At 47.9% G+C, this 13,334-nt stretch carries 12 protein-coding genes; 1 reads left to right on the top strand and 11 read right to left on the bottom strand.

The window, feature by feature from the left end; genetic code table 11:
- The 9 genes from EDD67_RS07685 to EDD67_RS07645 form a co-directional block, all read right to left on the bottom strand.
- Nucleotides 1-975, bottom strand: coding sequence for a DUF2207 family protein (locus EDD67_RS07685; RefSeq protein ID WP_158638195.1), 975 nt, complete (start codon nucleotides 973-975; stop codon nucleotides 1-3).
- Nucleotides 968-1,648 (bottom strand): TVP38/TMEM64 family protein, encoded by a 681-nt coding sequence (locus EDD67_RS07680; protein WP_121439580.1) that lies wholly within the window; start codon nucleotides 1,646-1,648, stop codon nucleotides 968-970. Before EDD67_RS07680 ends, EDD67_RS07685 begins: the two co-directional genes overlap by 8 nt.
- A 98-nt stretch (nucleotides 1,649-1,746) precedes the next feature.
- Nucleotides 1,747-2,910, bottom strand: coding sequence for an MFS transporter (locus tag EDD67_RS07675; RefSeq protein WP_121439581.1), 1,164 nt, complete (start codon nucleotides 2,908-2,910; stop codon nucleotides 1,747-1,749).
- A gap of 31 nt (nucleotides 2,911-2,941) precedes the next feature.
- On the bottom strand, nucleotides 2,942-4,156 hold the full coding sequence (locus tag EDD67_RS07670) for an EAL domain-containing protein (RefSeq protein WP_121439582.1): 1,215 nt from the start codon (nucleotides 4,154-4,156) through the stop codon (nucleotides 2,942-2,944).
- Between the two features lie 84 nt (nucleotides 4,157-4,240).
- Nucleotides 4,241-5,107 (bottom strand): PHP domain-containing protein, encoded by an 867-nt coding sequence (locus EDD67_RS07665; RefSeq protein WP_242005977.1) that lies wholly within the window; start codon nucleotides 5,105-5,107, stop codon nucleotides 4,241-4,243.
- Nucleotides 5,104-5,928: an ammonia-dependent NAD(+) synthetase gene (gene nadE / locus EDD67_RS07660; protein WP_121439837.1), complete on the bottom strand. Its 825-nt coding sequence runs from the start codon at nucleotides 5,926-5,928 to the stop codon at nucleotides 5,104-5,106. Before nadE ends, EDD67_RS07665 begins: the two co-directional genes overlap by 4 nt.
- Nucleotides 5,918-6,265 (bottom strand): hypothetical protein, encoded by a 348-nt coding sequence (locus EDD67_RS07655; protein ID WP_093072277.1) that lies wholly within the window; start codon nucleotides 6,263-6,265, stop codon nucleotides 5,918-5,920. Before EDD67_RS07655 ends, nadE begins: the two co-directional genes overlap by 11 nt.
- Nucleotides 6,266-6,354: 89 nt before the next feature.
- A complete protein-coding gene (locus EDD67_RS07650) occupies nucleotides 6,355-6,777 on the bottom strand; it encodes an acyl-CoA thioesterase (RefSeq protein ID WP_121439583.1) in 423 nt (140 codons plus the stop codon).
- Nucleotides 6,778-6,793: 16 nt separating this feature from the next.
- Entirely contained in the window at nucleotides 6,794-9,091 is a 2,298-nt protein-coding gene (locus EDD67_RS07645; RefSeq protein WP_242005978.1) for an AAA family ATPase, read from the bottom strand.
- Between the two features lie 92 nt (nucleotides 9,092-9,183).
- Here EDD67_RS07645 and EDD67_RS07640 point away from each other — a divergent pair, with 92 nt between their 5' ends.
- A complete protein-coding gene (locus EDD67_RS07640; protein WP_121439584.1) occupies nucleotides 9,184-9,834 on the top strand; it encodes a TVP38/TMEM64 family protein in 651 nt (216 codons plus the stop codon).
- A gap of 43 nt (nucleotides 9,835-9,877) precedes the next feature.
- On the opposite strand, the gene EDD67_RS07635 is transcribed toward EDD67_RS07640, so the two are convergent.
- Together EDD67_RS07635 and acnA are read right to left on the bottom strand one after the other, a co-directional pair.
- On the bottom strand, nucleotides 9,878-10,417 hold the full coding sequence (locus tag EDD67_RS07635) for a VanZ family protein (protein ID WP_121439585.1): 540 nt from the start codon (nucleotides 10,415-10,417) through the stop codon (nucleotides 9,878-9,880).
- Between the two features lie 121 nt (nucleotides 10,418-10,538).
- Nucleotides 10,539-13,259: an aconitate hydratase AcnA gene (acnA, locus tag EDD67_RS07630; RefSeq protein WP_121439586.1), complete on the bottom strand. Its 2,721-nt coding sequence runs from the start codon at nucleotides 13,257-13,259 to the stop codon at nucleotides 10,539-10,541.
- Between the last annotated feature and the right edge of the window lie 75 nt (nucleotides 13,260-13,334).

Raw genomic sequence — 13,334 nt, 5'->3', positions numbered from 1 at the left:
TTATTCAAGCGGCAATGACGAATCACTGTCTTCCCAAACAGCCGGACTTTCACCGTCGCCGGCAGCAAACGAGAACGAGGCTTCTGTTTCGTCGATCATCCTGATACCTTCAAGCGACAGAACGGCCGTTCCGGGCGCTGCATAATAATAAAGCGGCAGCTGATTGGAGACCAATGCGACTTCTGAGGCTTCCCGTACAGGGAATTGGCGGGTATAAGAACGCCAGACTCCGAAAGCAACCGCGTAAACGAAATGATCTGTGAGAGCTTCGGGGTCCGCCGCATTCAAAGGTTCGTCCGTGCCGGCGAGCTTTTGCTTATACGCTTTCCCGAATTGGAAAAGCCGTTCCCCTTCAGCTGAGCGCGGCGACGAGGCAAATACGGTAATAAACGCCGCTAAAGCAAACATAAGATATAACAGTCCGGTCCAAGGCGAGACGATTAACAGCGCGCTGCCAAATACCATCATAAACAGCTGCAGCATGACGATCGTTTTTCTGAGCGGGGTGAACGGACGAAGAAGGCCGGTATCTGTCAGTTCTTTTTCCATAATCGTTTCCCACTCGTTGAGGTCTTCAAAAAAAGCTCTTTTGCCGTGTTCGGCAGAAGTGTACATAAAAAGCCGGTCCGGTTCGAATCGGCCGTTTTCACCAATTTTATAAAACAGCCAACGGTAAAGATAGCCGGCGCTCGCCCCTGGAGGTTCTTCCACGGCTGTAAACACCGGCATCCCTTCCGTCCCTTCCCTGTTTAATGAGGCATAATTGTCTTGCACGAACGAAAGCAGACCGGCCGTCATGTGGCGTGAGACGACGCCTGTCCCGTCGACAAGTTTTGCCAAAACCGGCGGGAACACCCTTTCTGTTTCCGCTGCTGAACCTGTTTTCGGAGTGCGTTTCTTCCGGTCAATGAAGAGAAAAATCAGCGAAACTGCCGCCAACACGATAAAAAGCGATAAAAACAAGACATTATTCACGCTCTGTCCCCTCCCTTGAACGATTTAATCCAACCGTTCGGAAAAATACCGCGCCAATACCGGACAAAAAGAGCAGAAACACCGGGATATAAAGTGGATCGAGACGTCCTTGCAGCCAGAACGGCATAGATATGAAACTTAAAATCCAGACCATCGACATATTGCCGATAAGCGTCGACCAATAATAAGTACGGGCGGGAATCGGACTGAGGGCAGCAGCTATTGATATCAGGTTGCTCGGCATAACCGGAATGCTCCGGAGCAAGACAATCATCCATACCCCGTAAACCTCGAGCAAACGAAGAATCCGTTGCAAATCCTGCTCTTTTTTCTGCCAAAACGAAGAAATCCGGCGCCACAGTGCCGTTCGCGCTAAATAAAAACAATACAGCGCTCCGAGCGAGGTGCCGGCCGCACTGTAAATAAACCCTTCCCAAACACCGAACACCAAGTAATGAACGATAATCACAACAATGATCGGAAAAATCGTTATGACATTTTGCACAACCATCAAAGGAAGTGTAATAAATAAAAGACCGTGCCCCCATCGGGCATAGAGCGTTTCCGCAAAAAACGGGATATTTTCATTACGCAGTTCAAGAATCCACTCCCACTGCGACCAGACAAAAATTGCGAGCGCCAAAGTTATCACGGTTAGTACATACGGCTTCATACACGTCACCTGTATTTCTCTGCCAAACTTCTTACTTTTATTATAGCGGAGATTCGCTGAAAACTAAACGAAAACAAGCCGTGCTTGTTCTGTTTCCGTTAAACGGAACCGGCCGCAGCCGCATTTCGCTTAAAAATGTATTTACGATAAATAAGCGAACCGATAAAGCCGCCGGAAGCGAAGAAAAACATTAAAATATACAAAGCATTCACATCGAAGGCGTTCATCACAAAACCGCCAAATGCAGAACCGATAACCCCGGAAATCCCGAAAAAGACGGAAATAAACAATAAATGCCCGGTTGATGCGAGCTCTTCCGGAACAAGCTTTGTGACAAACTGAAATGCGGTTAAATAAAAGAGCCCGAACGTCACACCGTGCAGAACTTGGACGAAAAGGAGTGAAACAGGATCGCCGACAAAAATCATTAAGAGCCACCGCAGAGCGTAGAGGAGAGCTGCAATGGAAATGAATGTGAGCGGATGGGCCCGACCTGCCCAATAAAAACTGAGCGCAAAGACGAGCGCTTCGGTTAAAACACCGATGAACCAAGCCAAGCCGATAAATGTTTCGTTGCCGCCAAGTTCAACGATGTAGAGACCGATGAAAGAATCATTCATCCGATGCGTTAAACTGACCGAAAAAATCACCGCTAAAAACAACAGAAGCTGACGTTTTTTCAGCAATTTCAATGCTGCAGATAATTTCACAGGTTTTTTCGACGGCTCGCTGTCCGGGGCAAAAACCGTAAATGTCAACGCCAGAAGCATAAAAAAAGCATAAACATAATACATATTCCAGATGCCGATCTCCGTTAAAATAATACCTCCCGCTAACGAAGCGCTGCCAAACCCGAGCGACCCCCACATCCGGATGCTCCCAAACGACACGCCGCGCTGCTGCGATAACTTTTGCGCCAAGCTGTCACCGAGCGCTCCGGAAGGGGACATAAAACTGAAAAAAATGAATAAAACCGGCAAAATAAACAGAAAGGCCGTCATTTGGAAGACGACGAACCCGATCACAACCGCGCTGCTCATACAAAGGAGCATGACCCGTTTAACCGTTTTCCATTTATCGCTCATAAATCCCCAAAACGGCTGGGCGATAATCGCCGCCGCCGGACCGACAGCGAGCAAAATGCCGATTTCCGAACCGGACAGGCCTAAATACTGAAAATAAACCGGTAAATAGCTGATCATAATTGTCATTGAGGCATGAAAGAAAAACAACATGCCCTTTAATTTCCACGTAGATTGCATAAGTACTTCCCTTCGTTATAAAGAGTCCGTTTTACATGAGCCAATCATTCTCGAATAAGTACGTTGGATCAATATCAATAAATACATACCGCTTATGATCAATCGGATACGAAAACGTGCGAATAAACACATTCGTTTCGATATCGCGGTATTTATCCGAGAGCATACCTGATTTCCGATATTTCATCTGCATAATTAAATCAAGAAAATACGTCCGCCAGCTCCAGTTTTTCCCTTCCGCTTCGGGGTCCATCTCCCATTGTCCGCGCTCATTTTTCACCCAGTTCGAACTGATCTGATAACCGAACTCATCACAAACGTAAATACGTGACGACACTTCATGAACACGTTTAGTTATCGAGCGGATAAAAGCGTCCGGATCATCTTGTTTGCCCTTTACATTTGCTTCCAGCACTTTTTCGAGCGACTGCATAAATGCAATTTGATCTTTCAATTTACGGTGCCGGGCTTGAATAAATGCATGAATATTTGATTCAAGCAGCGGACGGGCGGCAAACGGATCCTGAAAAGACTGGACCGGCTTCATTAAATACGTCCCTTGCAAAAAACGGCCGCCGTGCCGCCACGCCTGCAAGAGCTGAAACGATTCGCCGATCCCTTTAAAATGAAGGATCGCGCCGATTTTTCGGGCAAACAAAGCGAGAGCATTCAGCACGTCTTGATACGTATTCGGATCTTTCCCGCTTCGTAAATCAGAAAGATCAATTTTCATTACATTAGGCTCCAAACGTGAAAAACGGTCTAAGTTCGTTTCGTTAATGCGAATGTCGTCAATTGCGACGTGAAACCCGCTTGCTTTCATATACATCAACATGTGGCTGAAATCTTCTTCCTGTTCTTTCAGCCGGTCAACTTGAAATTCAAACACGACCCGATCCGGCGGGAGTCCTTTCGCTTCATAGTCGGCAAAGCGCTCCATCAGCTCTTCTAGACAATCGAGCTGAAAAATCACTTTCGCGTTCAAATTAAAAAACAATTTCGGTTTTTCTGCTGACGCCAAGACTTGTTTTACCGCTTGATCTTGAACGGTTTTTTCTGCTTCCCAGCGGTATTCAGCCGGAACCGTTTCATCATTAAAAAACGAGGCCAATGAACGCGGCTCACCGTTTTGTTCAATCCGCCCGAGCACTTCATAACCGATAATACGAAATTCTTCCGTATTAAAAACCGGCTGAAAAACCGGGAAAACCTGATCAAGACGATCGATTACATCATGAGCTTCCAAGATCTGTCCCTCCCAGCTGCCTTTATCATATGTTTTGTTAGATTGTAATGCCTGTCATCTCAAAAAAGAATCAACTCACCTGGATTATTTCACGTTGAAAGCATCAGCCAAGGAACGAGCATATTTAAACGGAAGCTTCGTCAAACCGATTTCTTCACCCGTTCGGCCGTAAGATTCATGATGAAAATCGCTGCCTCCGGTACGAAACAACGAACAGCTCTGATCCTGCTCAATTTGTTCTGCCAGCTTCTTAAAACGAGCAATATCTTTTTCGCTGTGATCGCGGTGATAAATTTCAATCCCGTCTAATCCGTATAAACGCACCCATTCTTGAACCTCATCATCGAGCTGATAGTATACCGGATGCGCCAGAACCGCCGCGCCGCCGGCTGAATGAATCAATTGAATCGCTTCACGCGGATCCATTTCCTCAGCTTTTTGGACATAACACGGCCGGCCGTAACCGATAAAACGGTCGAATGCATCCGCCACATTGCGCACATACCCTTTCGCCTCCAACGCCTTCGCTAAATGCGGCCGCGAATACGTGTCACCGGTTACAAACTTTTTCACATCTTCTTCTGTGATCTCAAACCCCTGTTCCCGGCATTTGCCGATCATTTCTGTCATACGCTTCATCCTTTGGTTGCGGTGAAACGCCAGTTTGTCCTGCAGGGAAGCGTCGGAAGGATCGATCCCGTATCCGAGAATATCGATGCTTTCTTCATTAAAGCGTGTCGATAATTCAATTCCGTTCACAAATGACAGACCATGCCTTGCCGCCTCCTTCGCCGCTTCAGCCAACCCTGAAGTCGTATCGTGGTCGGTAATGGCGATTAAAGTGACATTCGCTTCCGCGCACTTGCGAACGAGCTCAGCCGGGGAATACCCCCCGTCTGAAGCGAGTGTGTGCATATGCAAATCCGCTTTGTTTTCCCGCCTGCTAATCAAAGTCTTTTCCACCAATCATCAAAAATGGTTACCGGAAGGGCGCGCTTATGAGCGGTCACTTTGTATAAATGTTCCAATTTTTTTTGTACGTCCTCAGCAATCGTTCGGCCTTCAAGATAATCATCAATATCTTTGTAGGAGATGCCTAGCGCCTCTTCATCTGCAATGAGCGGCCGGTCGTCTTCTAAGTCTGCGGTCGGAGCTTTTTCAAAAATATCAGCCGGCGCGCCTAAATACTTCAGCAATTCAGCGCCTTGGCGCTTGTTTAACCCGAAGAGCGGGGCAACATCGCAGGATCCGTCGCCAAATTTCGTGAAAAATCCCGTTACAGCTTCCCCGGCGTGATCGGTTCCGGCAACAAGACAGCGCGTATGCGCGCCGAGATCGTACTGCACCTTCATCCGCTCCCGGGCTTTAGTGTTCCCTTTGACAAAATCATTCAGCACTTCCCCGGTCGCGCGCTCAAACGTTGCGAGTGAGGCAGCGACCGCCGCTTCAATGTTAAACGTATACTGTTCATAAGGCGCAATAAACTGCAGCGCTTTTTGCGCGTCATCTTCATCTTTTTGTTCTCCGTAAGGGAGGCGAAGCGCTTTAAACGTATACACGGATGTCTGCTCATCACGATTTAATTCTTCCATCGCCATTTGCAGCAGTTTTCCCAAGAGCGATGAATCCTGTCCCCCGGAAATGCCGAGAACGTACCCGTTCATACCTGTTTTTTTAACATACGCTTTTAAAAAATCAATTCGCTTGCGAACTTCCTCTTCCGGGTCAATTGCCGGCTTCACGCCCATCTCGCGGATAATTTCATTCTGCATTGTGTCCACTTGCACCGCCTCCCTCACGTTGCTCAATTCTTTGTAATAGTTCATCCAGCTTATCTTCGCGGCTTTCACGCTTTAAAACTTCCCTTTGCGTCTTGCCGAGCAAATCAAAGTGCGGATAATCTTCGCGTATGTGAATCCAGTCAGGATGTAATCCGTGCTGTCTTCCCCAGCTGATTAACCGTTGCACATCGCTGCACGCCACTTTTGTCACGGTCGTGCAGGTTGGAAATCGCTCATCGTACCAAAAATGGGTCAAAAACGCGATCTCCCCTTGCCGGGCTTCCTGCTTCCACTCATACAGTTCTCGTTTTGTGACACCAAACGCCATCGGAAAGCCCCTTTCTGTTTCTATCTTAAACTTAGACGAACCGGCAGTTCAAGCAAACGACAAGAAATCGTCAAAAAACTTCACAGCATTTATTTCTTGCGGCGGTGCTGTTTATACGCTTGATCCCAGGCCGGAAAACGTTTCTTTAACGGAATCGGCCGAAACGATTGATCGTCACAGCAGACGTGTTCGCTCGTTCCTTCTGACAACCGGTCGCCGGCTGCATTTTCAATCGTGTACCCGTAAGTGACCCGCGCTCCGCTATATGCTTCAATCCAGGAATGCACAGTAATATCATCGCCGTATTTCGCCGGCTTTTTATAAGAAAGGTTAATATTTGTAACCGGTGAGATGACACCGGCTTCTTCCATTTCTTTATATGAAAAGCCGAAATCATTAATTAAGGCTGTCCGGCCGATTTCGCACCAAATGACGTAATTAGCATGGTAGACGACGCCCATTTGATCTGTTTCCGCATAGCGGACAGGGAAAGTAGCAGATGCCGTTTTCATGACACAGTCCTCCGTTTCACTCCGTTAATAAAAAATCTTCTTTTTTCAATACAGTCAAATCATCATCGCTGTATTGTTGATGAACAAGCCGGTACGCTTGGCGCTGGATCGCTTCTTCCGCCCAATCTTTCATCGCACGGGCGTTGCCTTCCGGCGGAGCTTCATCCATATAATTGATCAGTGCTTCGAGGGTTCCCGGCTGAAGTTCATAACCGTAATCCTCGGTAAAGAACGTAATAATCTCACCGAGTTCATTGACATTGTAAGACGGAAAGGTAATAAACTTTTTAAACCTTGAAGACAAGCCGGGATTCGATGCCAAGAGCTGCTGAATCGGCTGTTCGTACCCTGCCAGGATGACGATCAAGTTTTCCTCATGTTTTGTCATTTCTTCTACCAAAGTGTCGACAGCTTCTTTGCCGAACCCTTCCGTCCCTTGACCTTCTAAAAGTGCATACGCCTCATCGATAAAGAGGACGCCTCCGAGCGCTTCGCGAATTTTTTGTTTCGTCTTCAGTGCCGTCTGACCGACGTAGCCCGCCACTAAGTCACTGCGACCGGTAACGACGAGATGGCCTCTTTTCAACAGCCCGAGTTCGTAAAGAATCCGGCTGTAAAGTTTCGCTACTGTTGTCTTCCCAGTTCCGGGCGGACCGCTGAAGACGGCGTGCAGCTGGATCGGGATCGACGGCAAGCCTTTTTGATCCCTTTCTTGCTGAATACGGACAAACGAGGACAATTTCTTCACTTCTTCTTTCACTTCCGTCAAACCGATGAGGCGGTCAAGTTCTGTCCAAGCCGTTTGTTCATTGCCGGAAGAATGGTCGTCATCGAAAGAAAAAGCATGCTCATCCAACACCGTCAGCATATGCCGGGAGTAATTCTTCTCTTTTGCCGCCTCAGCGCCTTTGTAAAAAATCGCTTCCAGTACGAGGTTTTTGACGGCGCGAGCATTGCCGAATGATTCATCGACCCGCTCTTTTTCGATGTGATTTTTCAAACGGCGGACCGCTTCATCCGTCAACGTAAAATCGTTATCAAGAGCGACGTGCTCAGCAATTTCAACAAGTTCGTCCATCGAAAAATCCGGCAAATGGATATGGTTCGTTTCCGGAAAGCGGCTTCTCAGGCCGGGATTGCTCCAAAGAAATCTCCGCATTTCCTCGGGATAACCGGCAAGAATAACCGCAAACCGGCCGGCATATTCTCCGCTTGTCATCGCTGCAACGAGCGTATCGATAACGGTCTGTCCGTAATCGGCCCCGCCGGCACCTTCACGTTTTAAACTGTATGCCTCGTCAATGAAAAGCACACCGCCGACCGCTTGTTCAATCACATTCATTGTCTTCTCTTCCGTTTGTCCGACGTACGCGCCCACAAGATGCGAGCGGTCCACCTCAAGCACTTCCTCACGCGGGAGAGCGCCCAACTCATGATAAATCCGCGCGAGCATCCGGGCGATCGTCGTTTTACCGGTACCTGGATTGCCGGTGATCACCATATTAAGACTTCGTTCATCTTCAAAATGATACCCTTGCTTTTTTCGCTCGCGCTGATACTCTAGATAATAATAATACGTTTCAACTTTTCGTTTAACTTCCTCCAGGCCGACCATCCGCTGCAAGTCCCGCAATGGGCTGTGCGGGCTTTCTGATGATGTTTCGCGCAGCGCTTCCCATTGTTCAATATAATGAAACAGCGCCGCCAAGCTTTCGTCAAACTGTTGTTTTTTTTCTTTCGAAGCATATATTCCGCTGATCGTCGTTTCATATGCCCGGGCATCATCGATTACACGGTTTAAAAGCGCGCCGATTTCTTTCAGCAGATCATCCGCTTGACGAATCGTTGCTGATGAAGAAGCTTGAAAAGCTTGCAGCATCGAAAAAATGCCTTGAAGTTTATGATAACGTTCGTTCGCTTCTTTCATCAGCGAAATGACCGCCTCAGTTTTCGTTTTTTTACCTTGGCTGTGATCCGTTTCACGAATTTTCGGAATATCCGCTGTGAACCATGGTTCATCCATTAACGCGGCAATTAAGTATTCCAGCGTGTTTTTGACATACGGGGAAGGATCAGCCGCCACAGCCGAACGGAGCCATTGATCGACGCGGACATCCCAGGTTTTTTTCCGTTCGAACCGCGCCGCAGCCATCATCGCTTGGAGGTCCGCTTCTTCTTCTTGACTGAGCGCGCCGCCGGCTGCTTGTTCGTAAAGCCTGACAAGCCGGGCTTCGTTCAAGCGGCTGAATGACGTTCGCCGCAGCTCTTCAATTTTTTCCGAAAATGGTTGTTCCGGTTTTTCACGATGTTCCATACGGATTCATCAGCCTTTCGGGAATTATTATTGGTCTTTAATAAAACAGTTTGTTATAGTTTGAATAGTTTAATGAAAGCGGGGCGTCTTGTATGTACCGAAAAATTTCTGTTCTGGCCGTCAGCCTTATCATCATTACGCTCTTAGCTGTGTATCACGAATCTTTTTTAGCATGGATACACGGACAAGAAGGGGATCATATCCTGCTTGCCTCAGTAATCGCGACGTTAATGAGCTTATTTCCTGTTATTCCTTATCCGATTGTCGGCGGAGTGATCGGTGCGGCCTACGGCACGGTGACAGGCGCATTGATTATTTGGATCGGCTCCACTTCCGCTTCCGTGCTCTTCTTTTTGATGGTTCGCTACGGCGGGTTTCATAAGCTCGGGACAAAGGTTTTGCTCAAATACCCGGTAACGAAAAAAATTACGCTGTTATTTGAACGAAACGCGTTCATGTCGCTTACCGTGCTCCGGATGATTCCTGTTATTCCTTCTATCGTCATAAATGCTTACGCCGCACTGAGCCGCGTACATTTTCTGCTCTATTCCACAGCATCCGGTCTCGGGAAAATCCCCGCGATGACTTTATTCGCTATGATTGGCCATACAATCGTGACAGACCCGGCGGAATTAGTGTACATGGCTGTCATTTACGGAAGTTTCCTCGCCGTTGTTTATACCGGCTACCGGTACTGGACAGGAAAAATTAAGCAAACCGCGGTCAACAATCTTTCTTCATAAATCGTTTCTTAAAAGCGCCGTCTTTCAAGCGGCGCTTTTTTGCTTATTTTCGCTTGCTTTTTTTATTCTTCCCCTTTTTCCGCGAGAAAAAACGGTACAACAGCGCACCGAGCAATCCTCCGGCTGTGTTTAAAATCACATCATCTATATTGGCGACCCGGTAAGTAAATAGAAACTGGTTCACTTCAATGATTGTCGACACAACGGCGGACATTACAACAGCGCTCAAAAGGCTGTACCGCTTACGATTCCGTCTGAAACTTTCTATAGAAGCGCTGAGCAAAAAACCGAACGGCAAAAAAAGCACGACATTTCCGGCAAGAATTCTCAGCGGATCTTGCGGGCCGTCACTGAACGTAAGAATATTATATATACTTAAAAATGGTTCCAAATTATAGTTTCGGCCGCCCGGTCCTAAGTTTCCGTAAGAAGATCCGTGGTTCCATGCGAACAGAGTGATGTAAAACAACCCGGCCAGATAGATAAAGAGACCGGCTGCCCATAACCAGCGCAAACGGGAGCGGCCGTTTGAATTCCCTTTTTTTCGCGGCTGCTTTTTCTTAAGTTGTGTTTTCTTTGCCATCGTCAGCGCACTCCTCCACTATTCTACTGCCCGTTCATTATCATATGTATTGCCGAGCGATGCAAGTAAAAAAAGAACCGGCGCTGCAGAGAACAGTCTGCCGGCACCGGTTCGTTCGTCTTTATTGACTTTGCAGTTTGTTGCGAAGGACCATCTGCAAAATACCGCCGTGACGGTAGTAATCAATTTCCACTTCACTGTCGAAGCGTGCGAGCGCCTCAAAGGATGTTTCCTTTCCGGTTTCCGGGTCTTTTGCTGTAACCGTCACATAATCATGCGGCTGCAAATCATTGCTGACATCTACATCAAAATGTTCCGTTCCGGATAAACCGAGCGTATCAGCGTTTTCACCTTCTTTAAACTGCAGCGGCAAAACCCCCATTAAAACAAGGTTGCTGCGGTGAATCCGTTCAAAGCTCGCGGCAATGACGGTTTTAATACCGAGCAGATTCGTACCTTTTGCAGCCCAGTCGCGCGAGCTGCCCATGCCGTAGTCTTCTCCGGCCATCACCAACAACCCGGTGCCGTCTTCTTTATATTTCATGCAGGCATCGTAAATCGGCATGACTTCGCCGGTCGGCCAATATGTTGTGAAGCCGCCTTCCGTGCCGGGTGCCAGCTGATTTTTTATGCGGATATTTGCAAATGTGCCGCGCATCATAACTTCGTGATTTCCGCGCCGCGAACCGTAGGAATTAAATTCAGACGGCTTCAGACCTTTCTCCATTAAATACTTTCCTGCAGGGCTGTCTTTCGCAATGGCCCCGGCTGGAGAAATATGGTCCGTTGTCACGGAATCGCCCATTTTCGCAACAGCGCGCAATCCGCTGAGCGGCTTAACATCTTCCGGTTCAGACGAAAGGTTCTCAAAGAACGGCGGATTTTGGATATAGGTAGATTCTGGGTCCCAATCGTATAAATCCCCGTCGGATGATTCAAGGTTATTCCATTCTTCATTATCATCAAAGACCCGCTCATATTCGCGTTTAAACAGCTTTGGATCAACCGCTTCGTCCATCGCTTGCTGAATTTCTTCGTTCGTCGGCCAAAGGTCTTTGAAGTAAACGTCTTGTCCGTTTTGATCTTTGCCGAGCGGTTCTTTATGAAAATCGATGTCAACTGTTCCGGCAAGCGCATAAGCAACGACAAGCGGAGGCGACGCCAAGTAATTCGCTTTGACGAGCGGATGAATCCGCCCTTCGAAATTACGGTTTCCGGACAGCACCGATGACACGGTTAAATCATTTTCTCCTACCGCCTGCTCAATTTCTTCAGGAAGCGGACCGCTGTTGCCGATACACGTCGTGCAGCCGTAGCCGACAAGGTTAAATCCGAGTTCATTCAAATAATGCATCAGGCCGGAATCTTCTAAATAGCCTGTTACGACTTTCGAACCGGGAGCAAAACTTGTCTTCACATATTCCGGCACATCCAAGCCTTTTTCGACCGCTTTTTTCGCCAGCAAGCCGGAGCCGAGCATGACGTGCGGGTTTGACGTATTCGTGCAGCTCGTAATCGCCGCGATCGCGAGCGACCCGGTCGTCATTTCGGACGTCTTTCCGTTCGGGTGCTCAATTTTCACTTTCTTGTCGATCTCTTCTTTTGAAAGACCGAAGCCTTGGTTTCCGACCGGAGCCGTCAAGGCTTTATGCCATTGTTGTTTCATTGACGAAAGCGGAATCAGGTCTTGCGGCCGCTTCGGACCGGCGAGATTCGGTTCCAGTTCGGAAAGGTTTAATTCCACAACCTCGGTAAAGTTCGGATCGGGTTTATCCGGGGTATAAAACAAGTCATTTGCCTTAGCATACGCTTCGACCAAGTTGACAAGTTCTTCTGAACGGCCGGTAAAACGCATGTAGTTCAGCGTTTCATCATCAATCGGGAAATAACCGCACGTCGCCCCGTATTCCGGAGCCATATTGGAAATCGTCGCCCGGTCAGCTAAGCTCATATCTTGCAATCCCGGTCCGAAAAACTCGACGAATTTCCCGACCACGTTTTGCGCCCGCAGTGTTTGCGTAACTTTAAGCGCCAAATCGGTTGCCGTCGCCCCTTCCGGCATCGCACCGGTGAATTTCATTCCGACGACTTCCGGTACAGGGAAATAAGAAGGCTGTTTCAGCATGCCGGCTTCCGCTTCGATCCCGCCGACACCCCAGCCGAGTACACCGAGGCCGTTAATCATCGGCGTGTGGGAATCGGTGCCGACGAGTGAATCCGGATAAGCAATCGTTTCGCCGTTTTCTTCTTTTTCCATCACGACATCTGCCAAATACTCTAAATTGACTTGGTGAACGATCCCCGTAGCGGGCGGAACTGCACGGTAGTTATCAAGCGATTTTTGCGCCCAGTTTAAAAATTTATAGCGTTCTTCATTTCGTTTAAATTCTAATTCCATGTTGCGCATTAACGAATCCGACTGACCGAACGAGTCAACTTGGACAGAGTGGTCCACAACGAGGTCAACGGGAATCGCCGGGTTGATCTGTTTAGGATCGCCGCCGAAATCGTTCATCGCTTTACGAAGCGAAGCAAGGTCGACAACCGCCGGAACCCCTGTGAAATCTTGCAAAATAATACGCGAAGGCTTAAAAGGAACGTCCGTCGCTTTTGCATCCGGCTCACCGAACTTCGCTAAGTTATCGATGTGATCTTGTTTAATCACGCGGCCGTCGTATTGTCTCAACACCGATTCAAGCAAAACTTTAATGGAATACGGAAGTTTGGAAACGTTTGCAACTCCGGCGTCTTCCATTGCTTTTAGATCAAAGTAATGATACGTCTTGCCGTTCACTTCAAAAGATTTTTTTGCGTTGTACAAAGTATCGTTTGGATTGGACATATGTACTCCCTCCTTCATCCCCTATCATATAACAGATTGTCACAATTGTCTAAAACCTTTTTTCGAAAAATCGTC

This window comes from Salisediminibacterium halotolerans (assembly GCF_003814815.1).
GTDB lineage: Bacteria > Bacillota > Bacilli > Bacillales > Salisediminibacteriaceae > Salisediminibacterium > Salisediminibacterium halotolerans.
The sequence above is the reverse complement of the archived record's forward strand: the minus strand, read 5'-3'. Positions and strand labels throughout refer to the sequence as shown.

What these genes read in the sequence shown, in the direction of transcription:
- EDD67_RS07680 (WP_121439580.1), bottom strand. Translation starts at nt 1,648, where the DNA reads ATGAAGCCGTATGTACTAACCGTGATAACTTTGGCGCTCGCAATTTTT.
- EDD67_RS07675 (WP_121439581.1), bottom strand. Translation starts at nt 2,910, where the DNA reads ATGCAATCTACGTGGAAATTAAAGGGCATGTTGTTTTTCTTTCATGCC.
- nadE (WP_121439837.1), bottom strand. Translation starts at nt 5,928, where the DNA reads ATGCAGAATGAAATTATCCGCGAGATGGGCGTGAAGCCGGCAATTGAC.
- EDD67_RS07655 (WP_093072277.1), bottom strand. Translation starts at nt 6,265, where the DNA reads ATGGCGTTTGGTGTCACAAAACGAGAACTGTATGAGTGGAAGCAGGAA.
- EDD67_RS07650 (WP_121439583.1), bottom strand. Translation starts at nt 6,777, where the DNA reads ATGAAAACGGCATCTGCTACTTTCCCTGTCCGCTATGCGGAAACAGAT.
- EDD67_RS07645 (WP_242005978.1), bottom strand. Translation starts at nt 9,091, where the DNA reads ATGGAACATCGTGAAAAACCGGAACAACCATTTTCGGAAAAAATTGAA.
- EDD67_RS07640 (WP_121439584.1), top strand. Translation starts at nt 9,184, where the DNA reads ATGTACCGAAAAATTTCTGTTCTGGCCGTCAGCCTTATCATCATTACG.
- EDD67_RS07635 (WP_121439585.1), bottom strand. Translation starts at nt 10,417, where the DNA reads ATGGCAAAGAAAACACAACTTAAGAAAAAGCAGCCGCGAAAAAAAGGG.
- acnA (WP_121439586.1), bottom strand. Translation starts at nt 13,259, where the DNA reads ATGTCCAATCCAAACGATACTTTGTACAACGCAAAAAAATCTTTTGAA.